Below are 25,283 nucleotides of genomic sequence, written 5' to 3'. Positions count from 1 at the left end.
TCGATCATGAACGAAGATGATGCGCTGTTTCAGAAGGGCTTGCCGATCCGCCGGGAAGTGCTCGGCCCGGAATATGTCGATGCGTCGATGGAAAAGGCCGACGCCTTCATGATGGCGTTCCAGCGCGCAACCACGGCATGGGCGTGGGGCTGGGCATGGGGCGATGAAACACTCGACCGCAAGACGCGCAGCCTGCTCAATCTCGCGATGCTGACCGCCGCCGGTCATACGAACGAGCTCAAGCTGCACGTGAAAGGCGCGCTCAACAACGGCGTGAGCGTCGATGAAATCAAGGCGACGCTGCTGCATGCCACCGCGTATTCCGGGATCCCGCACGGGCTCGGCGCGTTCAAGGCTGCACATGAAGTGCTGGTGGCCGAAGGGGCGTTGAAGTAAGCGAGCCGCTCGCGCGCGCGTAATGCGAGATCGCAACGACGCGGCGCACGCACACTGCGGTGGGCGTCCGCCGCGCCATGTACGCCGGCTCAATGCCGCCTCATTCCCCCGAACCCGTGCTCACCGCCGACGAACACCGGGCCACGGTGAAAGCCGGTGCCCATCGGAACGCCGACACGACCACGCATGCCCCCGTCGAAGTGGCCGGCGTGACCGAAGTGGTCGAAGTGATGGCGATGATGGAAACGGTCGATGAAGACGAAGCTGACGCCCGTGCCGACGAACACCGCCGGCCCCCAGTACCACGGGTCGGCGTACGGATAGGCGGTATCCGGATACCACACGATGCTGCCGTCCGTGCTCTGCATCATCTGCCAGGTGCCGTCGCCTTGCCGGCACGCGCGCCCGACGATCTGCTGTTCCGTGCCGTCGATTTCCGCTTGCATGACGACCGCACGGCAGCGGGCGCCTTCGTCCGGCGAGTCGTCATAGGTTTGCGCAAGCACGCACATGGAGCAGCCGAGACAGACGACGCCCATCCCGACCCGAAACAAGTTGCACATGATCGGCTCCTGCATTGTTGCCCCCGACCACCCGAGCCTTGGCGTCACGGACGACGCGCGGCTTCGTATAGGGTCACCCGACCATTAGACGATGTGGCATGGCCGATTATTCCTGGGGTCGGGATACGCATGCGTGATGCACGAACCGCCGACGATCATGCGCGCGCCGAACGCCGGACGATGCAGTAGACGCCCGCCGCCATCACGCCGAAGACCACATGGGCGACCAGCGTGATCGCGCCGCGCACCGGAACGAACCACGGGAAGATCGCGGTGAACGCGTGCAGGTTGATACCGTAGAGCACCAGTCCGAACGCGCCGCCCGCCACCAGCGCGGCGCCGGGCGACAGGTTGCGCACCATCTTCGCCAGCACGGCCGTATAGGCAAGCGACAACGCGGCATGCACCAGCGTCGCCACGCCCATGATCGTCGGATCGAAGCCCGGGGACGCGCCGAGCACGGCTCGCCCCATCACGAGGGCGGCCGTCAGGCGCGCGTCGCTCAGCAGGTTGTGAAAGGGGTCTTCTCCGGCGATCGGCCAGAGCAGCAGCTCGATGACGGTCGAGCCGACCGCCGCGCCGAACGCTGCCCAGAGAATCGGGACCGGGCCGTCCTGTTTCAATGGTGCTCCGCGATGGCCGCGCGCCGTGCGGACTTACAGCGGACGTTCGCAATCCGTCCAGTATGCGAACGGATCACGATGCTTCGGGTAGTGCTCGTCGAGCCATTTCAGCAACGTCGCACGCGCGTTGTCCAGATCGGCCTTCGACGACGACGTCGTCAGCTCGTGCACCTCGGCGGATTTTTCCCGATCCATCACGTAGCAGTTCCAGTCGGGGCCGTCGAGATCCGGATCGTCGGACGCCTTCGACGACTTGCGCCAGCCGACCCCCTTGCGCGCATCGATGTAATAGCGCGGATGCACTTTCAGATACGACATCTCGCCGCCCTGCAGGCTGCTTTCCGCGCGCAGCACGTCGCGTTCGTCGACGATCTGCGTGACTTCCGGCAGCCGGCGCGAGCGCCAGCCGGCCGGCAGCGTCGCCGTCGCCCGCACGGCGTCGTACGGGCCCCACGCGAGGCCCCAGGCTTCGGCCATGCGCTTCATGAACGCATCCGCGCCCGGGTAGCCGCGCAACTGGATTCTCGTCGACAGCGTGACTTCGACGCGGCCGTCGGCGCCGGCGGGGTCGCCTGCCGCTTCGAACGGGTTGCCCGGGCGCGACGCGCGCTGCTGCGCGTCCGCGGGCGCCATGCCCGAAAACAGCTGGTCGAGCGCCGCACGCGCTTTCGACGACTTGTCTGGTCTATTCATTCCTCATTCCCTCTGCATTCGAACGGTTCAACACGCTCGATTCTCGTTAATCTGTCGGGTCCCGCAATTTTCCGCGGTCGCATTGTCGACGATCCGGTAGCCCGGGTCGAGCGGCGGCGCCGTCCGCGCCGCCTGCGTCGCCTGCGTCGCACACCTCGACGCCCGTGCCGCCTATCCCAGCGCGGCCCGCATCCGCTCCATCAGCGCGAGCACCTCCGGACGATTCTCGCCCTTCGCATGCACGAAGTGATACCTGAGCGGCGACTCGACCTCATGCCGGCTCACGCGGACGAGCGCGCTGCGCCTGAGATACGCATCCGCGAGCGGCGTACGCGCCAGCGCCACGCCGAGCCCCGCCTCGGCCGCCGCGAGCACGAGGTTGTAGTCCTCGAAACGGCGATCCTGCGCGCGCGGCTTGAACGGTATGCCGAGCGCGTCGAACCAGGTGCGCCAGCCGGTCACGTCGGAGTCGTGCAGCAGCGGCATCTCGAGCAGCGCGGCGGCGTCGTTGCGACGGCGCCGCGCGGCCAGCTGCGCGGCGAGCCGCGGATGCGCGACCGGATGGAGCGTCTCCGGCATGAACGCGCTGGTTTCGAGCTGACGCCAGTTGCCGCGCCCGTACCGGATCGACAGATCCGCTTCGCCGGCGGCGATGTCCACATTGCGAAGTTCGATGCCGAGCTCGATGCGCAACGCGGGCGCCTCGCTCTCGAGCGCGTGCTGGCGCTCGAGCAGCCAGAGCTGCGCGAATGCCGGCACCACGCTCATCCTGACCAGTCGCGGCGTACGCGGCGAGCGCCACTGGTCGGCCGCGCCGTCGATGATCGCGAACGCCTGTTCGATCCGGCCGACGAAACGCTGGCCGTCCGGCGTCAGCCGCACGCCGCGCGCATGACGTTCGAACAACGCCATGCCAAGCCAGTTCTCGACGGCCGCCACGCGCCGGCTGATCGCGCCGTGCGTGACGCCGGACGCGTCGGCGGCCGCCAGGAACGAGCCCAGCCGCGCCACCGCACAGACGGTTTCCAGGCTGGCCAGCGGCGGCCGCGGGCCGGGTGCCGGCGCGACCGACGGCAGCGCGTCCGCCGCATGCTGCTGCGTGCGCGCCGGGCCATCGGCCCGGCGTCGCACCGAGCTGTGAGCCATATTCATACCCGCTGGTTGATCTGTGCGCTAGCTTAACATCTCGCGTCGCCACACCATTGCCGCATGAACACGCTTTCCTCCCCCTCGTCGCGCAGCGCGCGACTGCCGCTCGTCGCGGCCGGCGCGGTGGCGTTCACGATCGTCTCGTGGGCCTCCGCCTTCCCGTTCATCCGGATCGGCCTGCACGGGCTGGCTCCGCTGCAACTCGCGGCCGCGCGCTTCGCGACCGCGGCGGTGCTCGCGATCGCATGGCTCGCATGGCGGCGGCCTCGCATGCCGGCCAGCGGCGACGCGTTGCGCTTTCTCGTCTGCGGCCTGCTCGGCATCGCACTCTACAACGCGCTGCTCAATACCGGCGAGCAGACCGTGTCGGCCGGCGCGGCGAGCTTCATCGTGAACACGCTGCCGATCTTCACGGCGCTGCTGGCGGCGGTGTTTCTTCGCGAACGCTTCAATCGCCGGGGATGGCTCGGTTCGCTGGTCAGCCTGGCCGGCATCGCCGTGATCGCGCACGGCCAGCCCGGCGGCCTCGTGCTCGGCTCCGGCAGCACGCTGATCCTCGGCGCGGCATTGTGTTCGGCCAGCTATTTCGTGCTGCAGCGGCGGCTGATTCCCGTCTACGGCGCGCTGCCCTGCACCGCGTATACGCTGCTGGCCGGGGCGCTGCTGCTCACGCCCTGGTTGCCCGGCGCGCTCGCATCGCTCGGCGGCGGCGGCGCGTCACGCGACACGGCACTCGCCGTCCTGGTGCTCGGCATCTTTCCCGCCGCGCTGGGTTACGCGACCTGGACCTTCGCACTCGGCTACTTCGGGCCGGCACGCGCCGCCAATTTCCTCTACCTGACACCGGCCGTCGCGACGGTGTTGTCGATGGCGCTGACAGGCGAGCGGCCCGGCATCGAAACGGTGTGCGGCGGCCTGCTGGCGATTGCCGGCGTGATATTCGTGGCCTTGCGCGGACGGACGTAGGGATGCGGCCGCGCCGAACGGCAACGCCGAGCCGAACGAGCCGGCCCCGTCATCTGCAAAGCCGGACGTACACGCTGCGCCGAACGGCCCGTCGCCATTCGCCGACGCCGCCGGGCTTGACCGTTAGTTGCAACAAGCGGATCGCGGCATCTCGAGCAGCGCCACGGCGATGAAACTGTGCAGACAAATCGACCGAACAGTGCCGGATTGATTGCATCGCGCTGTCCATGGTCATCGGGAGCGGCCCGATCGAATAATCGAAGCAATCGACGGCACAAGACGCTCACACCTGCGCGACGCATCGCGAAACGGCCGCGCCATCGCATCACATTTGCGCAAGGCCGGGCAATTCGCGGAAGCGGGCGCAAGCGCGTTCGGATATATTCATACGAATTGCGTGTCGCCGGACGCAATCGCCCGCTCGCTCGTGCGAGCCCCGGGCGACATGCAAGCCGGGCCCGTCACGGGTCACGGAGATTCGTCCGGCACACCGACCACCTCACAAGGGCGCGCGGCAAACCGGACGGCACCAGAAATATCAATCAACGGAGATGGCAGATGGAACGAAGCACTGTCGGCATGCGCTGCAAACCCCTGATCACCGTCGCACTGGCGGCCGCCGCATTTGCGGCCGCGTCGGGCGCGATGGCCGACCAGGTCGTGAAGATCGGCAGCGTCGAACCGACGACGGGCGGCATTTCGCACCTCGGCAAGGACAACGAGAACGGTGCGCGCCTCGCGGTCGAGGAAATCAATGCGAAGGGCCTGACGATCGGCGGCCAGAAGATCACGCTGCAGCTCGACGCGCAGGATGACGCGGCCGACCCGCGCCAGGCCACGCAGGTCGCGCAGAAGCTCGTCGACGACAAGGTCGTCGCCGTCATCGGCCACCTGAACTCGGGCACGTCGATCCCGGCGTCGAAGATCTACAGCGACGCGGGCATCGTGCAGATCTCGCCGTCCGCCACGAACCCGACCTACACGCTGCAGGGCTTCAAGACCACGTATCGCGTGGTCGCGACCGACGCGCAGCAAGGTCCGGCACTCGCGAGCTACGCGCAGTCGAAGGGCGTGAAGAGCGTCGCGGTGATCGACGATTCGACCGCATACGGCCAGGGCCTCGCGAACGAATTCGAGAAGAAGGCGAAGGCGCTCGGCCTGAAGGTGCTGTCGCACGACGCGACCAACGACAAGGCCGTCGACTTCCGCGCGATTCTCACCAAGGTCAAGGGCGAGAACCCGGACGCGATCATGTACGGCGGCATGGACGCCACCGGCGGCCCGCTCGCGAAGCAGGCGAAGCAGCTCGGCCTGCGCGCGAAGATCCTGTCCGGCGACGGCGTGTGCACCGACTCGCTCGCCCAGCTGGCCGGCCCGGCCGCCGACAACGTGCTGTGCTCGCAGGCGGGCGCGGCGCTCGAGAAGATGCCGGGCGGCGCGGCGTTCCTCGCCAAGTACCAGAAGCGCTTCAACCAGGGCATCAAGTTCGATGCGCCGTTCGCGTACGACGCGGTCTACATCGCGGTCGACGCGATGAAGCGCGCGAACTCGACGGACCCGGCGAAGATCCTCGCCGCGATGCCGTCGACGAAATATGAAGGCGTGATCGGCACGACGACGTTCGACGCGAAGGGCGACCTGACGCACGGGATCATCTCGATCTACGGCTACAAGAGTGGCAAGAAGACCTTCCTCGACCAGGTGAAGATGTAACGCCTCGCGACGCCGGCACGACGGGAACGCCACCCGTTTGCGCCGGCGTCGCGCGGGGCCGATTCAAGTTTTGCGGAGATGAGGCGACATGTGTGCAATGGCGTACGCGGAATTTCAACAGGAGTTGAAGAAAGCGCAGTTGACGGCGCGCGAGTTCGCCCGGCTGATCCGGATGAACGAGAGTTCCATCACGAACTATTCGAGCAAGGGCACCGTCCCTTCCCATCTCGCGGTCATCGCGACACTCATCGGCGCGCTCGCCGCGCACGAGATCGATTTCCGGCACGTGATCGGCAAGACGGGCATCGAGCCGAAACGGCCGCGCGGCGTCGGCGCGTTTCCGGTGGCGGACAAGCCGCGCACGCGAAAGACCGCGAAAGCCGGCTCCTGAGCCGCAGCGGTCGGTAGCGGCATCGCCGGTGCCGCTCGACACCGTCACGCGCGCTGCCGCGCCGCGCTCGCGGCCCGCCCGTCACGCCGCCGCACGCACGTGCTCGAGCAGCGCCTGCAGCGGATGACGCACCTGCCGCGCGGACATGCGCTTCACCTGGCTGCGGCACGAATACCCGGTCGCCAGCGCTTCACCCTCCACTTCCGGCGCATCGACATGCGCGGCCCACGATTGCGCATAGATCGTGCGCGACGTCTGCAGGTTGCGCGCCTCGTGCCCGTAGGTCCCCGACATCCCGCAGCACCCTGCCGCCTGAACCGCCAGGCGCAACCCGCGACGCGCGAACACCTGCGCCCACTGCCTGCCGCTGTCGGGCGCGTTGGTCTTCTCGGTGCAATGCGGCAGCAGCCGGTACGCTGCCGATACGCCGTGCGCGCCCGCCCCGGCCTCCGGCATCGCGTCCAGCAACCACTCCTGCGGCAGCGCGACCTTCGGCACGTCGGCGAGCCCCGTCACCTTCAGGTATTCCTGCCGATACGTGAGCGTCATCGCCGGATCGAGGCCGACGAGCGCGACACCCGAGCGCGCGAGCGCGGCCAGTTGCGTCGCGTTGCGAATCGCCGCCTGCTCGAACGCGCGAAGAAAGCCCTGTACGTGCAGCGCCTTGCCGTTTGGCGCGAGCGGCGCGAGCCACACCTGGAAGCCGATACGCGCGGCCAGTTCGATCAGCGTCGCCAGTTGCTCGGTGTCGAAATAACGCGTGAACGTGTCCTGCACGATGACGACGCTGCGTGCGCGCTGCGCATCGCTCAACGCGGCGAGCGCCTGCGGCTCGGCCGGCCGCACCTTCCATTGCCGGATCACGGCCGCGAGGTCGAAGCGGCTCAGGAGCGGACTATCGACCATGCCGACGTGCCGCTCGAGCAGCGTGCGCACCCAGCCGGCGCGCATCAGGCCGTTGTACAGCGCGGGCACGCGCGCCATCCACGGCATCGTGAATTCGAGCGAGCCGATCAGGTAGTCGCGCAGCGGCCGCAAGTAGCGCTGGTGATACAGCTCGAGAAAGCGCGAGCGGAACTCGGGCACGTTGACCTTGACCGGGCACTGCCCCGCGCACGACTTGCACGCGAGGCAGCCGGCCATCGCGTCGTACACCTCGTGCGAAAAGTCGGCTTCGCCGTTGCGCGCCGCGCGGCTGTTGCGCCAGCGTTGCGCGAAACCGCGCAGGAACGGCTGCCGCGCGCGCGCCGCCGCGACGACGTCGACGCCGGCCTGTCCTTGCAGACGCAACCATTCGCGCATCAGCGACGCGCGTCCCTTCGGCGACTGCACGCGTTCGCGCGTCGCCTTCCACGACGGGCACATCGCGTCGTCCGGATCGAAGTTGTAGCACGCGCCGTTGCCGTTGCAGTGCATCGCCGTGCCGTAGCTCTGCCACACGCGCTCGTCGATCTGCCGGTCGTGATCGCCGCGCGTGGGCACCTCGTCGATCTTCAAGAGCCGCAGCGTGGGCGCCGGCGGCGTCGCGATCTTGCCCGGGTTGAACTGGTTGTGCGGATCGAACGCGGCCTTCAGCTGCTGCAGCGACGGATACAGCTCGCCGAAGAACGCCGGCGCATATTCGGAGCGCACGCCCTTGCCGTGCTCGCCCCATAACAGGCCACCATGCCGCTGCGTGAGTTCGGCCACCGCGTCCGACACCGGCCGCACCAGCGCGGCCTGCTTCGGGTCCTTCATGTCGAGCGCCGGGCGCACGTGCAGCACGCCCGCGTCGACGTGGCCGAACATCCCGTACTGCAACCCGTGGCCGTCGAGCAGCGCGCGGAATTCGGCGATGTACGCGGCGAGATTCTCGGGCGGCACCGCGGTGTCCTCGACAAACGGCTGCGGGCGCGCCTCGCCCTGCACGTTGCCGAGCAGGCCGACCGCGCGCTTGCGCATCGCGTACACGCGCTTCACCGCGTCGTCGCCGGTCGCGAGCGTGTGGCCGAGGCGCTCGACGCGCGTGTCGGTGCGCAAATGCTCGACGAACGCACGCACGCGCGCATCGACGTCGCCGGCGTCGTCGCCGCAGAATTCGATCAGGTTGATGCCGAGCGTCGGACGCGCATCGTCCTGCGGGAAATACTCGGCCACGCTGCTCCACACGAAGTCCTTCATCGCGAGCATCAGCACCTTCGAGTCGACCGTCTCGATCGACAACGGCTTGAGTTCGAGCAGCGCGCGCGCATCGCGCAGCGCGTCCATGAAGCCGGCGTAGCGCACGTTGACCAGCACCGAATACTTCGGGATCGGCAGCACGTTCAGCTTCGCCTCGACCACGAAACCGAGCGAGCCTTCGGCGCCGCACAGCACGCTGTTCAGGTTGAAGCGGCCGTCCGGTTCGCGCAGGTGCGCGAGATCGTAGCCGGTCAGGCAACGATTGAGCTTCGGAAACTTCGCGTCGATCAGCGCGGCCTTTTCGTCGCTGATGCGGCGCGCGGTGCGATAGACCTTGCCGACCCGGTCCTGCCGTGCGCAGCGGCGTTCCAGTTCGTCGTCCGCGAGCGCGTCGCTGTGCAGTTGCTCGCCGCCCATCAGCACGAAGTCGAGCGCGAGCACGTGGTCGCGTGTCTTGCCGTACGTGCAGCTGCCCTGCCCGCTCGCGTCGGTGTTGATCATCCCGCCGACCGTCGCGCGGTTCGACGTCGACAGCTCGGGCGCGAAAAACAGGCCATGTGGCTTCAGCGCGGCGTTGAGCTGGTCCTTGACGACGCCCGCCTGCACGCGCACCCAGCGCTCGCCGGCGTTGATCTCCAGGATCCGGTTCATGTTGCGCGACAGGTCCACGACCACGCCGTCGGTCAGCGACTGCCCGTTGGTGCCCGTGCCGCCGCCGCGCGCCGCCACCGCGACGTCGCGGTGCGCAGGTTCGGCGAGCAGGCGCGCGAGCAGCCGCACGTCGTCCGCATGCGCGGGACAGATCACCGCCTGCGGCAGGCGCTGGTAGATCGAGTTGTCGGTCGCCTGCACGGTCCGGTTCGCATGGTCCGCGCGGATTTCGCCGGCGAATCCGGCCGCCTGGAGGGCGGCGAGAAAGTCGCGGTAACGAGCCTCGGGCGGGCTGGCGGGACGGGGCAACGGAGCGATCGGCATGGGATGAAAGCGCAATGTGGAGGGAGCCGGTGCGCGGCCTCGATCGAAAACATGAGTTTTGAGCAAGATTCCACGCAGCCCGGAAATCCAGTATCGTGCGGATCAGCGCGATAAACAAACGAATTCTCCCCCGGCAAAACTTGCATAAAACTCATGAATTACCGTCGCCTGACCCCGTCCATGTCGCTGCTGTTGGTGTTCGAGGCCGCCGCGCGCCACGAAAGCTACACGCGTGCGGCCGACGAGCTGTCGCTGAGCCAGAGCGCGATCAGCCGGCAGGTCCAGACGCTCGAGGATCAGCTCGGCGTGCCGCTGTTCCGGCGTGAAGGCCGCTCCGTAAAGCTGACGGAAGTCGGCCGGCGCTACTTCGTCGAGCTGAGCGGCGCGCTCGGGCGCATCCGCGGCGCGACGCTGCAGGCGATGTCGCACCAGGCCGGCGCCGGCACGCTGCGGCTCGCGACCTTGCCGACCTTCGGCTCGAAATGGCTGCTGCCGCACTTGCACGATTTCTATGCCGCGCATCCGGGCGTGACCGTGCACCTGCATTCGCGGATCGGCGGCATCGACTTCCATACCGACGACCTCGACGCGGCCATCACCGTCGGCGCGGGCGACTGGCCCGGCCTGCACGCGCACCGGCTGTACAACGAGTTCCTGATCGCGATCGCGAGCCCCGAGTCAGCCGCGCGCCGCAAGGCGGCTCCGCGTGCGCCGGCATGGGCGGCCGGGCAGACGCTGCTGGGCGTGACGAGCAATCAGCACGCGTGGGCCGAATGGTTCTCGCATTTCGGGCTCGATCATCGCGAGATGCGCATCGGTCCCAGTTTCGAGCTGACGTCGCACCTGATCCAGGCCGTGCGGGCGGGAATGGGGATCGGCCTCGTGCCGAAGGTGCTGGTGGAAGACGAACTGAGCCGCAACGAGCTCGTGTCGATCGGCGACGCGATCACCAGCCAGCGCAGCTACTACCTCGTGTATCCGCCGGAAAACGACACGCTGCCGTCGCTGGTCGCGTTTCGGGAATGGCTGCTGAAATCGTGCTGACGTGCAGGCAGCCGCGCGGCGCGCTCACGCGCGCCATTCGTCGAGAATCTGTTCGGCGAGGTAGTCGCACAGCGGGCGCGCCGATTGCGCGCTGCGCGCGAGCACGACCTCGACCGCGTCGAGCGGCGGCAGCCCTTCGTTCTGCGACAGCCGGACGAGATGCGCGGGAATGCTGCAACGCGCGAGCGGCGCGATCGCGAGGCCGGCCTCGACCATGCTGAGCAAGCCGAGGAAGCTCGGGCTTTCGTATGACATCCGGAACGGAATCTTCTGCCGGTTCAGCGCCTTGAGCGCGTGATCGCGCGCCATGCTGCCGTGCGTGAAGAGCGCGACCGGCAGCGGCCGCTCTTCCCACACGTTCCGTTTCGCCGAGCCGGTCCACACGATCGGCTCGCGCCGCACCAGCTCGCCGGTCACGCCCTTGATGCGCGTGAGGCAGGCCAGATCGATGGCGTTGTCCTTCAGCATCGGCACCAGCGCGCTGCTCGGCTGGCCGATCACGCGCACTTCGACGCGCGGATGCATCGCGGCGAACTTGCCGAGCACCTGCGGCAGCAGCGACGAGATGTAGTCGTCCGGCACGCCGATCGTCACGCGCCCGCGGATCTCCGGCCGCACGACCGACGCCCACGCCTCGTCGCGCAGCGCCAGCATCCGGCGGCCGTATTCGGCGAGCATGCGGCCGTCGTCGGTGGCCGTGACGTTGCGCGTGTCGCGGATGAACAGCGGCTTGCCGAGTGCATCCTCCAGCGCCTTGATCTGCATGCTCACCGCCGACGGCGACCGGTGCACCGTCTGCGCGCCCTGCGCGAACGAGCCGGACTCCGCCACGGCCACCACCATCGCCAGCACATCGAGGTCGAGCTTTTTCATGTCATTCAGAAAATCTGATCAATCGATTCAGTTTATCCCGTTTTACTGTCCTCCTCCAACGCCGGACAATGGACGTCATCGACATTCATCGCGGGAAGCTGTAACCATGCATACCTCCGGCTCGCTCTACGGATTCCTGGTCATCGGCGGCATGCTCGCGATCACGCCGGGGCCGAACATGGTCTACGTGATGTCGCGCTCGATCGCGCAAGGGCGCACCGCCGGGCTGATTTCGCTGGCCGGCGTGACGGTGGGCTATCTGTTCTACATGTTCGGCGCCGCGTTCGGGATCACGACGCTGTTCCTGAGCGTGCCGTACGCGGGCACCGTGCTCGGCGTGGTGGGCGCCGCGTATCTGCTCTACCTCGCGTGGCAGGCCGTCCGGCCCGGCGGCCGTTCGCCGTTCGAAGTGAAGACGCTGCCGAACGAGCAGCCGCTGCGGCTGCTCGCGATGGGCGCGACGACCAGCGTGCTGAATCCGAAGCTCGCGATGCTGTTCGTGTCGCTGCTGCCGCAGTTCATCGATTACCGGCAAGGCAGCGTGTTCGGCCAGTCGCTCTTTCTCGGCTCATTGCTGATCGCGGCGTTCGTGTCGGCGAACGGACTGGTCGCGATCGGCTCGAGCGGCATCGCGAAGTTCCTGCACGGGCGGCCGGCGCTGCTGCTCGCGCAACGCTGGGCGATGGGCGCGGTGCTCGGCGGCCTCGGCGTGCAGATGCTCGTCGAGGCGTCGAGCATGGCGGGTGTGGCGTGACGGCCGCGACGCACGTACCGATGTTCATCGCGCCACCGCGCGTTCACTTCGTCAGCAATTCGGCCTCCAGGTCGCGCAGCCGCTCCGGAAACCGCACGCGCAGCACCACGAACCACGCGAGCCCGACCGCCAGCAACGCGACGAACACGTATGGCAGCCATGCATAGACGCCGTCCGGCACCGGATACACGCTGCCGGCGAGCGGAATCGCGAGCAGCACGACCGCGACGACGCTGATCGCGACGTGCCGCGCGCGAAGCCTGCGTTGCCGACGCAGATAGAGCGGCGCACCGATCGCGACCAGCACGTAGGCGAGCAGCCAGCCGTAGGTGGCGATCGAGCTGAGATAGCCGTACGAATCGAGCAGCGCCGTGCCGCGTGCGGTCAGCACCAGCGCCGTCGCCAGCGCGAGCACCGCGATCAGCGCGACCGCGACGTGCGGCGTCGCGTTCGTCTCGTGCGCGCGCCCGGTCGACGCATGCAGCACGCCCTGCCGCCCGAACGTATAGACGATGCGCGCCGCCGCGTTGATCGACGAGAAGAACGCCGCGAAGAAGCTGAGCGCCACCCCTGCGTCGATCAGCACCCCGACCCACCCGGCGCCCAGCCGATGCGCGAGCACCGCGAGCGGCCCGTCGACGCGATCGAGCGGCGGCGTCTGCCCGTGGAACGCGCCGACCATCCCGTACGCGCCCACCACGAACAGCAGCGCCGGCCCGACCACGCTGATCAGCACCGCACGCGGAATCGCGCGGAACGGGTCGCGCGCCTCGGCGCCGAGCACGGTCGCGCTCTCGAACCCGGTGAAGCTGAAGAACGCCAGCACCATCCCGAGCTGCAGCTGCGTCGGCTTCACGCCTTCGAGCGTGAGCTGCGCACGATCGACGGGATGACCGCCGAATGCGATCGTTCCGATCACGACGGCGGCGATCAGCAGCAGCGTCGCGAGCTCGACGAACAGCGTGAAGCGCGTGGACAGCCGGATGTCGCGAAACGCGATGTACCACGCGGCAAACGCGGTGACGACCGTGAGGCCGAGCACCGTGCCGAGCGGCGTGGCGCCGCCGAGCAGCCCCGTTTCGCGGCCGAGCACGAGAAACGTGTTGATCGTGCCCTGCAGGATGCCCGCCGCGGCCACCGCATAGGCGATCAGCAGCGACCAGCCGCAGATGGCGCCCCAGGTCGGCCCGATGCCGGCCGACACGTATGCATACAGCGCGCCCGGCGACGCCGAATCGCGCGCGAACACCGAGATGCTCCACGACGAGAACAGCAGCGCGACGATCGCGAACAGGTACGCGAGCCAGGTGCCGTTGCCGGCCGTCGCGAACACGGCGGGAATCAGCACGCCGATCCCGCCCGACACGCCGACGAGGCCGATCGACTGCGCGATCAGCTCGGGCAGGCTCAGGTAATTGCGCCGCAGGCCGCCTGCCTGCGGCGCGGTGCCCGGCGCGGGCAGCGCCTGCGCGGGTGTGGCTGGATGACTCATCGATTCACCTTGTCATGATTGGGGCGGCGCGGCGTGTGCCGCGTCCGTGTCATGGCCTCGACGCGGGCCGCTGCGGGCGCCCGTACGAAAATGCGCCGCGGCGCGCATCGGAACGACGTCGCGGCGACGACGCCGGCGCGGGTTCGTCAGTTCCACGAATGGCGCGCGGGCTTCACGCCGTTGAGGTAGTAGTTGCCGACCGCGTGGTATTTCCAGCGCACGGGATCGTGCAGCGTATGCACGCGCGCGTTGCGCCAGTGGCGGTCGAAGTTGTATTTCGCGAGCGTCGACTTGCTGCCGCCCAGTTCGAACAGCTTGCTCGCCGCGAGCAGCGATACCTCGGTCGTCGCGATCTTCGCCTCGCCGACGGCGATCGCGGCCTGCGCGACCGTGTCCTCGTCAGGCTCGCGCTTCGCGACGTCGACGAAGCGCCCCGCGCGCGCGAGCAGCGCTTCGGCCGCATGCACGCGGTACGCGATGTCGCCGATCTGCGCGATCGTCAGCGGGTCCTCGCTTGCGCGTTCGACGCCGCTGTCGATCCAGGGCCGCGCATGCTGCTGCACGAATGCGATCGTGTCCTGCAGCGCGGCGCGCGCGATGCCGAGATCGATCGCGGCCGTCGTGATCTGCGCGAACGGGCCCGCGAAGGTCGGACGATCGTACGAACGCTGCGTATGGAAGATCTCGAACGCGCTCACGCGCACGTTCTCGGCGATCACCGTGCCGCTCGCGGTGGTGCGCTGGCCGAAGCCGCTCCAGTCGTCGACCACGGTAAGCCCCGGCGCGCCCTGCCGCACGAATGCAAGTACCGCCTGGTCCGCCTCGTCGAGGGCCAGCACCGGAATCCAGTGCGCGAACAGCGTACCGGTCGAGTAGAACTTGCGGCCGTTCAGCACGAATCCGTCGCCGTCGCGGCGCACGCGCGTCCGGATGTCGAGCACGTTCTTGCCGCCCGCTTCCGAAAACGCGTTGCCGTAGCGCGCGCCCTTCAGCACGAGATCGAAGAAGAAGCGTTTTTGCGCATCGTTGCCTTCGAGACGAATATCCTCGATCAGGCAGTAGTGATTCTGCGGAATCTGCCCGATCGACGGGTCCGCCTGCGAGACGATCGCAATCACTTCCGCGAGCGTGACGTTCGACACTTCCGCGCCGCCGTATTCGCGCGGCACGGTGATCCCCCACAGTCCGCTCGACGAGAACAACTCGATTTCGTCGTACGGCAGCTTCCGTTCGCGATCGCGCAGCGCCGCATGTTCGGCGAGTCGCGCCGCGACCTGATGCGCGACGTCGAGCGCTTCGGCATCGGAGCCGATGACGGGAACCGGCGCAGCGTCTGCTTGCGGCCGCGTGTGTTCTTCGATGATTTCCGTGGACATGGAGTTTCCGGCAAAAATCTGCATGGATCGACGACGCCGCGCAGGCATCCGTCGACCGCCAGTTTCGATAGGGGAAGCGTCAGGCGCCTCACCTGCGATGCTCATCGCAGGCCGTCCGTTCGCCCGCCCGGTGCGCGGCCTGCGTCAGCGCGTCAGCGCCTCAGCGCCTCAGCGCGCAGGCGCCGCGCATCACGCGGCAACCGCCTGCCGCTGCGCTTCCAGTTCGCGCACAAGCGGCAGCACGCGCTTGCCGAAGTACTCGACTTCCTCGATGAAATGCAGGAACCCGGCGAGCACGAGATCGACGCCGATCGCCTTCAGCGCGACGATCCGCTCGGCGATCTGTTGCGGCGTGCCGATCAGGTTCGTGCGGAAGCCGTCGTTGTACTGCACGAGATCCTCGAACGTGGATTTCGCCCAGTTGCCCTCGCCTTCCGGCGACGCCTTGCCGGCCTCCTTCACCGCATCGCCGAACGCATTCACCGCCTCGACATGCGCGTGCCGGATGATGTCGTCGAGCACGGCCTTCGCCTCTTCCTCGGTGTCGCGCGCGATCACGAACGCGTTGACGCCGATCCGCACGCGATGGTTGTTCGCAGCAGCCTTCGCGCGGATGTCGTCGATCTGCGCCTTCAGGTTCTCCGGCGTATTGCCGTTCGTGAAGTACCAGTCCGACACGCTCGCCGCGTTGTCGCGTGCCGCGCGCGAGCTGCCGCCCTGGAAGATCTCCGGGTGCGGTTTCTGCACGGGCTTCGGGCTCAGCGTGTAGTCGTTGAAGCGGTAGAAGTCGCCCTTGAACGTGAAATTGTCCTGCGTCCAGATGCCCTTGAGCGCCTGGATGAATTCCTTCGAGCGCCGATAGCGTTCGTCGTGCTCGAGCCACGGCTCGCCGATCGCGGTGAACTCGCCCTTGAACCAGCCGCTCACCACGTTGATCGCAATGCGCCCGTTCGAGATGTGGTCGATCGTGGCAAGCTGCTTCGCGACCACGGCCGGATGCCACGGCCCCGGCAGGATCGCCGCAAGCACCTTGAGCTTCGTCGTCGCGTGCAGCAGCGCCTGGCTGAACGACACCGACTCGTGCTGGTATTCGGCGCCGTAGCCGGCCGTGAAGCGGATCTGGCTCAACGCGTAGTCGAAGCCGGCCGCTTCGGCCGTGCGAGCGAGTTTCTGGTTGTATTCGAGGCTCCAGTCGGTACGCTGCTCGATCGTACTGACGACGAGGCCGCCGCTGACGTTCGGCACCCAGTATGCGAATTTGACGCCGTCGGCCGAAGGTTCGTGAATGCTCATGAGAAGTCCTGATCGAATGGAAAAACGAGAGACGGGCTACGCGGCCGCGGCGGCAAGCGCGCGCGGACGCAGCTGCGGCACCGCGCGCTCGACCGCGAGCGCGATGCGTGCGCGCAGTGCGGGGTTCGCGATCTCGTAGCGGTCGAAATCGCTTTCGGCCGCATACACGCCGATCGGCAGCGTGCGCGCCTGGAAGAAGCTGAAGAGCGGCCGCAGCTGATGGTCGATCACGAGCGCATGCCGCTCGCTGCCGCCGGTGGCCGCGAGCAGCACCGGCACATCGACCAGCGACTCGTGATGCACGAGGTCGAACAGGTGCTTGAAGAGGCCGGTGTACGACGCGCGATACACGGGGCTCGCGACGACGAGCGCATCGGCCGTCTCGATCGCGCGGATCAGCGCGTCGAGATCGGGCGGTACCTGCGCGCGCTTCAGCGCGCCGGCCAGCCGGCTGCCGATTTCGCCGAGTTCGATCGACCGTGCGTCGATCGGCACGGCATCGCCGAGCGCGCTGACGATCGCGTTCGTCAGCGCCAGCGTGCGTGACGGCCGCTGCAGGCCGCCCGAGATGGCGACGACGTTGAGGGTATTGCTCATGCCATGCGTTCCCGTTGTCGAGCTGCGCGTTGCCGCGCCGATACCGTGTCGGGTCCGCAAGGAGCGTGCCATTGTCGACGCAGGCGCGATCGCGTCGATCCTCTGCATCACGAAATATCGTTCGAGCGACCGCCTGGCGCGGCTTCCGCAGCCATATGGCCGGCCGTGGCAAGCGTTCCGGAAATCACGTCACATCGATATTCCGCACGGCGATGAACCGGCGGAAACAGCCGTGCTGATGCGCTGCTGCTCAATCAGCAGTGCCGCGCGCTCCAGCCGTCCGATCGCAACGCCCTGCGCGCGTCGTGCCGAGCGCAATGCCGTCGAATCCGCTGTCACGGCAGCACGTTCCCGCGCCGTTGCATCCTGCGCAGCAATCCCGCTTTCGTTATCAGAAATCGATGTTTCCCGTGCGGCGCAAAACACTGAACACTCTGCTGACCGGGCAGCAACCGGACCGCGGCGCCCGTCGGCGCGGGTCCGGCCCGTTCGATCGACTTACGCCTTCATCGCCATGACTTCACTGTTTGCCACGCCACGTCCGGTCAATCTTCGTGTCGTCACCGCGCAGCCGGACGAATCGCATAGCGCGCCCGCTCCCGCCCGTCCGGCGCACCACGCACCGGCCCGCCCACGTACGCACGTCTTCGTCGATCCACGTTCGCTCGCGCTACTCGAGCGCGTGCGGTGCGTCGCGCCGAGCGACGCGAACGTGCTGATCGTCGGCGAAACCGGCACCGGCAAGGAGCTGATCGCGCGCCACGTGCACGACGTCAGCCATCGCGGCGGCGGGCCGTTCGTCGCCGTGAATTGCGGCGCGCTCTCCGACACGCTCGTCGACAGCGAACTGTTCGGTCACGAGAAAGGTGCATTCACGGGCGCGGCCGGCACGAAGCCGGGCTGGTTCGAGGCCGCGAACGGCGGCACGCTGTTTCTCGACGAGATCGGCGACCTGCCGCTGTCGATGCAGGTCAAGCTGCTGCGTGTATTGCAGGAACGCGAGGTCGTGCGGCTCGGCTCGCGCACGAGCATCCCGATCGACGTGCGCGTGGTGGCCGCGACCAACGTCGACCTGCAGCAGGCGGTGGCGGACGGACGGTTTCGCGGCGACCTGTTCTACCGGCTCAACGTCGTGCGGCTCGACGTGCCATCGCTGCGCGAACGGCCCGGCGACATCCTGCCGCTCGCGCGCCACTTCTTCGACGCATACCGCGGCCGCCTCGGCCACGGGCCGCGCAGCATCGATCCGCGCGCGGCACGCCGCCTCGAAGCGCATTCGTGGCCCGGCAATATCCGCGAATTGGAGAACGTGATGCATCACGCGCTGCTGGTGAGCCGTCACGATGCACTGCAGGACACCGACCTGAACCTGGCATCGTCGTGCGTGCCGGTCACGGCCGCGGGGGAAGCAGCGAGCCGGGTGCCTGCCCGGGAAGCGCTCGAGCTGGCGCTGTGCGCGCTGTTCGACGAGGCGCACGAGAACCTGTTCGAGTATATCGAGGACACCGTGATGCGGGTCGCGTTCGACTTCAGTCACCGCAACCAGATCCAGGCCGCGCGCCTGCTCGGCATCAGCCGCAATGTGCTGCGCGCGCGCTTGATTCGCGCGAAGGCGATCGCGGCAGCCAAGTAGGCGCGATCGCGCGGCGGCACGCGGCGCCGCGCGTCAGGTGCTGCGGGTGACGGCCGCGTCGGCGCGTCGCGCATCGTCGCGCATCGTCGACGGCGTGGCTCGGCGAAGGCGATGCGGCGCGCGTTCCCGCAGCGGCGAGCCGCGCGTCGTCCGGCCGCTCGCCGCGCGGTGCGCCGCTATTTCCCGACGCCGCCCGTCACACCGCCGAGCAACGACGTCACGGGCGCGAGCGGATTCGCCGCGGCACCGGCGCCGCCCGCGCCACTATCGACCACACCGGTGACCGTCGACACGAGATTGGTCACCGGAGCAAGCGGACTCGCCGCGCCGGCACCGGCCGCGCTGCCGAGCGCACCGGTCAGCGACCCGAGCGGCGTCGAGCCGGCCCCCGACAGCAAGCCGCCGAGCGGGCCGGACGCGCTCGAACCGCCCGGCGCGCCGTTCGACGGACCGTTCTGCACGGTGGTGATGGAAGCGCCCGCGAGACTCACGATCAGGCCGGGAATCGGCGCGACGCCGTTCGGGCCGTTGGCGTTCACGAGTCCACCTGCGTTCGTGACGGTATTGCCGAGCGCGCCGACGACTTCGCCCACCGCCCCGACCGCCGGTTGCGACGAAACGGAGCCCATCCGCCCCCCGGTCGTCGCCAGCACGCCGCCGACCTGCCCGAGCAGGCCGGCCACCGGCTGCCCGAGGCCCGTGGTCGCGCCGATCTGCTGCGTCGCCTGGCCGGCCGTGATGACGAGCGGCGTGACGGCCGAGCTGAGCGGCTGCGTGACCTGCTGCACGGCGCCCGACGCCAGCGTCGCGCCGACCGTCTTGCCCGCCGTGCCGAGGCCGCCGGCCACGGTGTCGAGCGCCGCGCCGACGGGGGTGGTCACCGGCGCGAGCGGCGCCAGCGGCCCCGAGCCGAGCGCGCGGACGGTCTGCGCGAGGCCCGCGACCGGATTCGCCGTTGCGCCGACCACGTCGCCGAGGCCGGCAACCGTCGTGCCGACCGGATCGGACGTCGAGCCGATCCTGCCGAGCCCGTCGCTGAGCGCATTGGTCGCGGCGCGCGAAATCGTGCTGACGCTCGAGATCGTGTCGCCTGCGCTGCGCGTCACGGCGTTGCCGAGTACCGGCAACGACGCCGCGCTGACGGTCGAGCCGACGCCGACCGCGAGCGCGCCGGCGGTACTCACGACGCCGCGCGTGCCGGGGGCGCCGCTGGTGCCCCAGCCTCCGTCCGGCGTGTTGCTGCCGGGCGCGTCGCCCGCGATGGTTGCGCCACTGGTGCTCGCGGCGGCGCTCGACGGCGCGGCGACGTCGTTGCCGCCGCAGGCGGCCAGCACGCCGGCGGCGGCGAGCAACGCCGCGGACGTGACAATGCGGGTGCGATACATGGTGGTCTCCTCGCGGTCCGGGCGATGGAAGGTTCGATTGAGGACCGGAGGAAGAAACAGCATTTTCCATGCCATTGGTGCGAGCGCACGGGCATTCCCGCCGCCGTGCCGGCGCCCGCGGGCCCGGACAAGCGCCTGCCCGCGATCGCGATCGATGCGTTTCATGCCCATGAGCGGCGCTGGTATCGTTACATTCGTGCTACGAATGCTTCGATGTTACGTAACGCTAAGCGCGGCGCATTGCATTCGGCGCGCGCCGCCTGCCATTCACCGCCTACCATCCACAGTACGCAGCCCCGGCGGCACCGCACGCGTGCCGCCGGGCTGCGCCCCATCGTCAGGAAACCGTCGCCATGAAAAAGCTCGTGAACCACCCGTCCGACGTCGTGCGCGAAATGCTCGAAGGCATCGCGCGGCAGTCGCCGCATGTCGCGATCCTCGGCGACGAGCAGGTGCTCGTCCGCCAGCCGCTGCCCGAGCCGTCGCGGCGCCCCGTCGCGATCCTGTCCGGCGGCGGCAGCGGTCACGAGCCCGCGCACGGCGGCTACGTCGGCGAAGGGATGCTGAGCGCGGCCGTTTGCGGCGAAGTGTTCACGTCGCCGCCGACCGATGCCGTGCTCGCCGCGATCCGCGCGAGCGTCGGCCCGAACGGCGCGTTGCTCGTCGTGAAGAACTACACAGGCGACCGCCTCAATTTCGGGCTGGCCGCCGAACTCGCGCGCGCCGACGGCATTCCGGTGGAGACGGTGATCGTCGCCGACGACGTGTCGCTGCGCGGCCGCGTCGAGCGCGGGCAGCGGCGCGGGATCGCCGGCACCGTGCTGATCCACAAGCTGGCGGGCGCGGCTGCCGCGCGCGGGCTGCCGCTTGTCCGCGTCGCGGCGATCGCACGCGACGCGGCCGCCGACCTCGGCACGATGGGCGTCGCGCTCGACGGCTGCACGATCCCCGGCGCCGACAAGTCGGGCTTCAGCCTCGCCGAACACGAGATCGAGCTCGGCCTCGGCATCCATGGCGAGAAAGGCGTCGAACGCACCGCGCCGATGCCGGCCGACGCGCTCGTCGAGACGCTGCTGTCGAGCATCGTCACCGACCTCGTGCTCGATCGCGGCGAACGCGTCGCATTGCTCGTCAACGGTCTCGGCGCGACCCCGGACATGGAACTGGCGATCGTGCTGCGCGCCGCGTACGACAACCTGAGCCGGCGCGGCATCAGCGTCGCGCGCGCATGGGCCGGCACGTTCCTGTCCGCGCTGGACATGCCCGGCTGCTCGATCTCGCTGCTGCGCTTGAACGACGAGCGGATCGCCCTGCTCGACGCGCCGACGCAGGCGCGCGCATGGCCCGGCGGCGGCGCCGTCAACGCGCAGATTCGCGTGGCCGCGGCCGCCGCGCACGACGAGCCGCTGCCGCCGCTCGATGCGGCCGGTCATGCGTGGGCCGCCCGGCTGCAGCCGGCGCTGCGCGCGGTCGCGCAGGCGTTGATCGACCACGAGGCGACCCTGACGGAACTCGACACGGCCGCCGGCGACGGCGATCTCGGCGCGAGCATGCGGCGCGCCGCGCAGGCGATCCTCGCGTTGCCTGACGCCGCGCACGGCTCGCCGGCCGGCACGCTCGCGGCGCTCGGCGCCGCATTGCGCCGCGCGATCGCCGGCAGTTCGGGACCGTTCTACGCGACCGCGCTGCTGCGCGCGTCGCGGCGCCTCGCCGCGGCGGCCGATACCGCCGAGCCGTCGGCACGCGACTGGGCCGCGGCGTTGCGCAGCGCAGCCGATGCAATCGCCGAACTGGGCGGCGCACGCGCCGGCGACCGGACGATGCTCGACGCGCTGCTGCCCGCCGCCGATGCGTTCGACCACGCACTCGACCATGACCGCGACCCCGCGAGCGCATGGGCGGCCGCCGTGGACGCCGCGGAACGCGGCGCGCAGCAGACGGCCGGCATGACACCGCGTGCGGGACGGGCGAGCTATCTCGGCGAACGCGCGATCGGCACGCCGGACGGCGGCGCGGTGGCGGTCGCGTACTGGCTGCGCGCGTTGCTGCCGTACGTGCGGTAGACGGGGATGCGGGCGACGCGTCGGCCTCGCGAGCCGGCGTTCGCCGGGCGCGATCTCCCGGTCGGACCAGGCGGCGCGATCCGGTCGATCCATCGGGTTGCCGCGCGGCATCACGGCGCACCGCGCGCTTGCGACCTTACAGGTTGACCCCCTCTCGGCCGGACGCCCGAATTGCGCATTGCAGGTCGGCGCCCCGGCATGCGGCATGACACCCGGGTGACAAAACCGATAGTTTGCTATCGAATGTTTTTGCTCCTATCATCTCGCCCATGACCAATCTGCACGACCTCCGCCTCGCCGTCAGCAGCCTGCTGGTGCTCACCGCGCGCAAGTGGCGCCGCACGAGCGACGCCGTGCTGACCGCGTACAACGTATCCGAAGCCTGCGCGACGCCGCTGCTGATCGCCGGCCGCCTCGGCGAAGGCGTGCGCCAGGGTACGCTCGCCGAACACGTCGGCATCGAGGGGCCGTCGCTCGTGCGCCTGCTCGACCAGCTGTGCGCGGCCGGCCTCGCACGCCGCGACGAGGATCCGCACGACCGCCGCGCGAAGACGATCTCGCTGACGGCCGCCGGCCGCGCGGTCACCGCGAAGATGGAAGAAGACCTGCGCGTGTTGCGCGCCCAGGTGCTCAAGGGCGTCACGCGCGCCGATCTCGAAGCCACGCTGCGCGTGCTGAACGCGTTCAACGCGGCCGATGCGCAGCATCCGGCGTCGCGTCCGTCCCACCCAGCCGATTCCACGTCATGACCTATCCGAGCCTTCGCGACTGGCTGTTCTCGGGCAAGACGTTCGCCGCGTCGATGCTGGCGCTGTACCTCGGCCTGTATTTCCAGCTGCCGCGCCCTTACTGGGCGATGGCGAGCGTCTACATCGTGTCGAACCCGTTCGTCGGCGCGACGCGCTCGAAGGCGCTTTATCGCGCGCTCGGCACCGCGCTCGGCGCGGCCGCCGCGATCCTGTTCGTGCCGCCGTTCGTCGAGACGCCGTTCCTGTTCAGCGTCATCGTCGCGACATGGTGCGGCACGCTGCTCTATCTCGCGATCTCCGACCGCACCGCGCGTAGCTACGTGTTCATGCTGGCCGGCTACACGATGCCGCTGGTCGCGCTGCCGACGGTGACCGATCCGTCGACGATCTTCGACGTCGCGATCGCGCGGACCGAGGAAATCGTGCTCGGCATCGTGTGCGCGAGCGTGGTCGGCAGCGCCGTGTTCCCGAACCGGCTCGCGCCGACGCTGATCGAGCGCACCGACGCATGGTTCAAGGACGCCGCGTTCTACGGCCGCGAGACGTTGTCCGGGCATATCGCGGGCAAGGCGCTGTCCGCGTGCCGGCAACGCCTCGCCGCGACCATCACCGGCCTCGAATTCCTGCTGAGCCAGCTGAGCTACGACCATGCGCACCCGCGCGTGCTCGCCCGCGCGCAGGCGCTCGCCGGCCGGATGCAGCTGTTCCTGCCGCTGATGTCGTCGCTCGCCGATCCGCTGATCGCGCTGATGCGCGACCTGCACGTGCGGCCGCCGGCGCTCGACGCGCTGCTCGCCGACGCAGCGAAGTGGTTCGACGCGCCGTTGCCGGCCGTGAAGGCCGGCAACGACGGCGACATGGCGCACGACCCGGTCGCGGACAACCTGCGCGAACGCATCGCCGCGCTGCAGCCGGCCGACGGCGCGCTGGCGAGCTGGGACGGCGCGCTGCTGTCGAACGCGCTGTGGCGGCTGCGCCAGGTCATCGACATCTGGCAGGACTGCCGCTCGCTGCGCGCGCTGATCGCGAACGAGTCGGGCGTCTGGCAGCCGCGCTACCGGCACTGGCGGCTCGGCGGCACCGAACGCTTCTTCGATCGCGGGATGATGCTGTTCTCGACGCTGACCGTCGTGCTCGCGATCGTGTTCGCGTGCTCGCTGTGGATCTCGTCCGGCTGGCACGACGGTGCCGCGGCCGTCACGCTCGTGGCCGTGTCGTGCAGCTTCTTCGCCGCGCTCGACGAACCGGCGCCGCTGGTGTTCAAGTTCTTCCTGTCGACGGCCGCGAGCGTCGTGTTCGCCGGGCTGTACCTGTTCGTCGTGCTGCCGCACGTGCACGACTTCCCGATGCTCGTGCTGATGTTCGCGGGGCCGTTCATCCTGATCGGCACGCTGCTGCCGCGCCCGCAATTCAACATGGTGACGATGCTCGTCGCGGTGAACACCGCCACCTTCATCAGCATCCAGAGCGCATACGACGCCGACTTCTTCGTGTTCCTGAACAGCAACCTCGCGGGTGTCGCCGGGCTGCTGTTCGCGTACGTATGGACGCGCGCGACGCGGCCGTTCGGCGCGGAGCTCGCGGTGCGGCGCCTGCTGCGCTCGGGCTGGGAGGACGTCGCGCGCTCCGCGTCGACGCAGCCGCTCGACGACCAGCGCAACCATGCGTCGCGCATGCTCGATCGCGTCACGCAGTTGCTGCCGCGCCTCGGCGCGTCGGACGACCACCGCCATCCGTCGATCGAGAGCTTCCGCGACCTGCGCATCGCGCTGAACGCGCTCGACCTGCGCCGCTCGCGCCGCAAGCTGACGGGCGACGTGCCCGATGCGATCGACCGAGTGCTCGCCGGCGTCAACGATCACTACACGCGCTGCGCGGCCGCGAATGCACGCCAGCCTGCACCGCCCGCGCTGCTCGCATCGATCGACGACGCGCTGCAGCGCGTGGCCGGGCGCAACCTGCCCGGCACTTCCGTCGCGCCGGCGGACGGCGGCACGACGCCCGGCACGCCCGCGGCGCCGGTCACGCCCGCGACGCACCGCCGGCTGCGCGACACGCTGCACGCGCTCGTCGGCCTGCGCCTGTCGCTGTACCCGGCCGCATCCGCGCAGCCGCCGCAAGCCGCACCGGACGGAGCACGCGCATGATCCCGCTTTCCAACCTGTCTTTCCGACCGCGACCATGATCGGCGAAATCGACATCTTCGGCGTATTCGTGCCGGCTCCGCTCGTGCTGATGCTGATCGCCTACCTGATCAACATCGTCGTGCGCGCGCTGCTCGAACGCGTCGGCTTTTACCGCCTCGTCTGGCACCGTTCGATCTTCGACCTCGGCATCTACGTGTTCGTGCTTGCCGCGGTCGTCATCGTGTCTCACCATCTCGTGGCTAGCTAAC

23 protein-coding genes are annotated in these 25,283 nt (G+C 69.0%); 12 read left to right on the top strand and 11 right to left on the bottom strand.

Annotated elements, in window-relative coordinates; translation table 11 throughout:
* Nucleotides 1-6: 6 nt before the first annotated feature.
* Complete coding sequence (locus DIE16_RS27815) at nucleotides 7-396, top strand: carboxymuconolactone decarboxylase family protein (protein WP_124489308.1); 390 nt, start codon at nucleotides 7-9, stop codon at nucleotides 394-396.
* A gap of 89 nt (nucleotides 397-485) precedes the next feature.
* On the opposite strand, the gene DIE16_RS27810 is transcribed toward DIE16_RS27815, so the two are convergent.
* The 4 genes from DIE16_RS27810 to DIE16_RS27795 form a co-directional block, all read right to left on the bottom strand.
* Nucleotides 486-959, bottom strand: coding sequence for a hypothetical protein (locus DIE16_RS27810; RefSeq protein WP_124893820.1), 474 nt, complete (start codon nucleotides 957-959; stop codon nucleotides 486-488).
* A gap of 155 nt (nucleotides 960-1,114) precedes the next feature.
* Nucleotides 1,115-1,582 (bottom strand): sodium:proline symporter, encoded by a 468-nt coding sequence (locus DIE16_RS27805; protein WP_124893819.1) that lies wholly within the window; start codon nucleotides 1,580-1,582, stop codon nucleotides 1,115-1,117.
* A 33-nt stretch (nucleotides 1,583-1,615) separates the two neighbouring features.
* Nucleotides 1,616-2,275 carry a nitroreductase gene (locus DIE16_RS27800; protein WP_124489311.1) on the bottom strand — a complete coding sequence of 220 codons (660 nt, stop codon included), beginning with the start codon at nucleotides 2,273-2,275 and terminating at the stop codon, nucleotides 1,616-1,618.
* Between the two features lie 171 nt (nucleotides 2,276-2,446).
* The gene (locus DIE16_RS27795; protein ID WP_124489312.1) at nucleotides 2,447-3,427 is read right to left on the bottom strand and encodes a LysR substrate-binding domain-containing protein; all 981 of its coding nucleotides are present in this window, start codon (nucleotides 3,425-3,427) and stop codon (nucleotides 2,447-2,449) included.
* Between the two features lie 57 nt (nucleotides 3,428-3,484).
* Between DIE16_RS27795 and DIE16_RS27790 the strand changes: the two genes are divergently transcribed.
* The 3 genes from DIE16_RS27790 to DIE16_RS27780 all read left to right on the top strand — a co-directional run bounded on the left by DIE16_RS27790 (nucleotide 3,485) and on the right by DIE16_RS27780 (nucleotide 6,494).
* Nucleotides 3,485-4,390: a DMT family transporter gene (locus DIE16_RS27790; RefSeq protein WP_124893818.1), complete on the top strand. Its 906-nt coding sequence runs from the start codon at nucleotides 3,485-3,487 to the stop codon at nucleotides 4,388-4,390.
* Nucleotides 4,391-4,948: 558 nt separating this feature from the next.
* Nucleotides 4,949-6,103 carry a branched-chain amino acid ABC transporter substrate-binding protein gene (locus tag DIE16_RS27785; protein WP_124523117.1) on the top strand — a complete coding sequence of 385 codons (1,155 nt, stop codon included), beginning with the start codon at nucleotides 4,949-4,951 and terminating at the stop codon, nucleotides 6,101-6,103.
* Nucleotides 6,104-6,191: 88 nt separating this feature from the next.
* The gene (locus tag DIE16_RS27780) at nucleotides 6,192-6,494 is read left to right on the top strand and encodes an XRE family transcriptional regulator (protein ID WP_124489315.1); all 303 of its coding nucleotides are present in this window, start codon (nucleotides 6,192-6,194) and stop codon (nucleotides 6,492-6,494) included.
* Nucleotides 6,495-6,575: 81 nt separating this feature from the next.
* Here the strand turns inward: DIE16_RS27780 and DIE16_RS27775 are convergent, their stop codons facing one another.
* Nucleotides 6,576-9,629, bottom strand: a complete 3,054-nt coding sequence (locus DIE16_RS27775) for an FAD-binding and (Fe-S)-binding domain-containing protein (RefSeq protein ID WP_124893817.1) — start codon at nucleotides 9,627-9,629, stop codon at nucleotides 6,576-6,578.
* A gap of 153 nt (nucleotides 9,630-9,782) precedes the next feature.
* On the opposite strand from DIE16_RS27775, the gene DIE16_RS27770 reads away from it, so the two are divergent.
* A complete protein-coding gene (locus DIE16_RS27770; protein WP_124667921.1) occupies nucleotides 9,783-10,673 on the top strand; it encodes a LysR substrate-binding domain-containing protein in 891 nt (296 codons plus the stop codon).
* Between the two features lie 24 nt (nucleotides 10,674-10,697).
* Here DIE16_RS27770 and DIE16_RS27765 read toward each other — a convergent pair whose 3' ends face one another.
* Nucleotides 10,698-11,546: a LysR substrate-binding domain-containing protein gene (locus tag DIE16_RS27765; RefSeq protein ID WP_124893816.1), complete on the bottom strand. Its 849-nt coding sequence runs from the start codon at nucleotides 11,544-11,546 to the stop codon at nucleotides 10,698-10,700.
* A gap of 106 nt (nucleotides 11,547-11,652) precedes the next feature.
* Here DIE16_RS27765 and DIE16_RS27760 point away from each other — a divergent pair, with 106 nt between their 5' ends.
* On the top strand, nucleotides 11,653-12,300 hold the full coding sequence (locus DIE16_RS27760; protein ID WP_124893815.1) for a LysE family translocator: 648 nt from the start codon (nucleotides 11,653-11,655) through the stop codon (nucleotides 12,298-12,300).
* Nucleotides 12,301-12,343: 43 nt separating this feature from the next.
* Here DIE16_RS27760 and DIE16_RS27755 read toward each other — a convergent pair whose 3' ends face one another.
* From DIE16_RS27755 to msuE, 4 genes are all read right to left on the bottom strand, one after another.
* Nucleotides 12,344-13,792 carry an APC family permease gene (locus tag DIE16_RS27755; protein ID WP_124893814.1) on the bottom strand — a complete coding sequence of 483 codons (1,449 nt, stop codon included), beginning with the start codon at nucleotides 13,790-13,792 and terminating at the stop codon, nucleotides 12,344-12,346.
* 146 nt (nucleotides 13,793-13,938) lie between these two features.
* Nucleotides 13,939-15,168 (bottom strand): SfnB family sulfur acquisition oxidoreductase, encoded by a 1,230-nt coding sequence (locus DIE16_RS27750; protein ID WP_124523110.1) that lies wholly within the window; start codon nucleotides 15,166-15,168, stop codon nucleotides 13,939-13,941.
* Nucleotides 15,169-15,357: 189 nt separating this feature from the next.
* A complete protein-coding gene (gene sfnG, locus DIE16_RS27745; RefSeq protein ID WP_124893813.1) occupies nucleotides 15,358-16,461 on the bottom strand; it encodes a dimethylsulfone monooxygenase SfnG in 1,104 nt (367 codons plus the stop codon).
* A gap of 36 nt (nucleotides 16,462-16,497) precedes the next feature.
* Entirely contained in the window at nucleotides 16,498-17,058 is a 561-nt protein-coding gene (gene msuE / locus DIE16_RS27740) for an FMN reductase (RefSeq protein ID WP_124523108.1), read from the bottom strand.
* A gap of 514 nt (nucleotides 17,059-17,572) precedes the next feature.
* On the opposite strand from msuE, the gene DIE16_RS27735 reads away from it, so the two are divergent.
* Complete coding sequence (locus DIE16_RS27735) at nucleotides 17,573-18,691, top strand: sigma-54-dependent Fis family transcriptional regulator (protein ID WP_124523104.1); 1,119 nt, start codon at nucleotides 17,573-17,575, stop codon at nucleotides 18,689-18,691.
* Between the two features lie 176 nt (nucleotides 18,692-18,867).
* Here the strand turns inward: DIE16_RS27735 and DIE16_RS27730 are convergent, their stop codons facing one another.
* Nucleotides 18,868-20,076 carry a collagen-like triple helix repeat-containing protein gene (locus tag DIE16_RS27730; RefSeq protein ID WP_124523102.1) on the bottom strand — a complete coding sequence of 403 codons (1,209 nt, stop codon included), beginning with the start codon at nucleotides 20,074-20,076 and terminating at the stop codon, nucleotides 18,868-18,870.
* 24 nt (nucleotides 20,077-20,100) lie between these two features.
* Between DIE16_RS27730 and DIE16_RS27725 the strand changes: the two genes are divergently transcribed.
* The 5 genes from DIE16_RS27725 (at nucleotide 20,101) to DIE16_RS27705 (ending at nucleotide 25,282) form a co-directional block, all read left to right on the top strand.
* On the top strand, nucleotides 20,101-20,433 hold the full coding sequence (locus DIE16_RS27725) for a hypothetical protein (protein ID WP_124530016.1): 333 nt from the start codon (nucleotides 20,101-20,103) through the stop codon (nucleotides 20,431-20,433).
* Entirely contained in the window at nucleotides 20,430-22,139 is a 1,710-nt protein-coding gene (locus DIE16_RS27720) for a dihydroxyacetone kinase family protein (RefSeq protein ID WP_124893812.1), read from the top strand. The genes DIE16_RS27725 and DIE16_RS27720 overlap by 4 nt, the downstream gene beginning before the upstream one ends.
* Nucleotides 22,140-22,408: 269 nt before the next feature.
* Nucleotides 22,409-22,888: a MarR family winged helix-turn-helix transcriptional regulator gene (locus tag DIE16_RS27715; RefSeq protein ID WP_124893811.1), complete on the top strand. Its 480-nt coding sequence runs from the start codon at nucleotides 22,409-22,411 to the stop codon at nucleotides 22,886-22,888.
* On the top strand, nucleotides 22,885-25,035 hold the full coding sequence (locus DIE16_RS27710; RefSeq protein WP_124893810.1) for an FUSC family protein: 2,151 nt from the start codon (nucleotides 22,885-22,887) through the stop codon (nucleotides 25,033-25,035). Before DIE16_RS27715 ends, DIE16_RS27710 begins: the two co-directional genes overlap by 4 nt.
* 34 nt (nucleotides 25,036-25,069) lie before the next feature.
* Nucleotides 25,070-25,282, top strand: a complete 213-nt coding sequence (locus DIE16_RS27705; protein WP_044849171.1) for a DUF1656 domain-containing protein — start codon at nucleotides 25,070-25,072, stop codon at nucleotides 25,280-25,282.
* The last annotated feature ends 1 nt before the right edge of the window (nucleotide 25,283 follow it).

It is taken from the genome of Burkholderia sp. Bp9090 (assembly GCF_003857985.1).
GTDB lineage: Bacteria > Pseudomonadota > Gammaproteobacteria > Burkholderiales > Burkholderiaceae > Burkholderia.
Note: the sequence above shows the minus strand (reverse complement) of the source record. Positions and strands in the feature narration are given on the sequence as shown.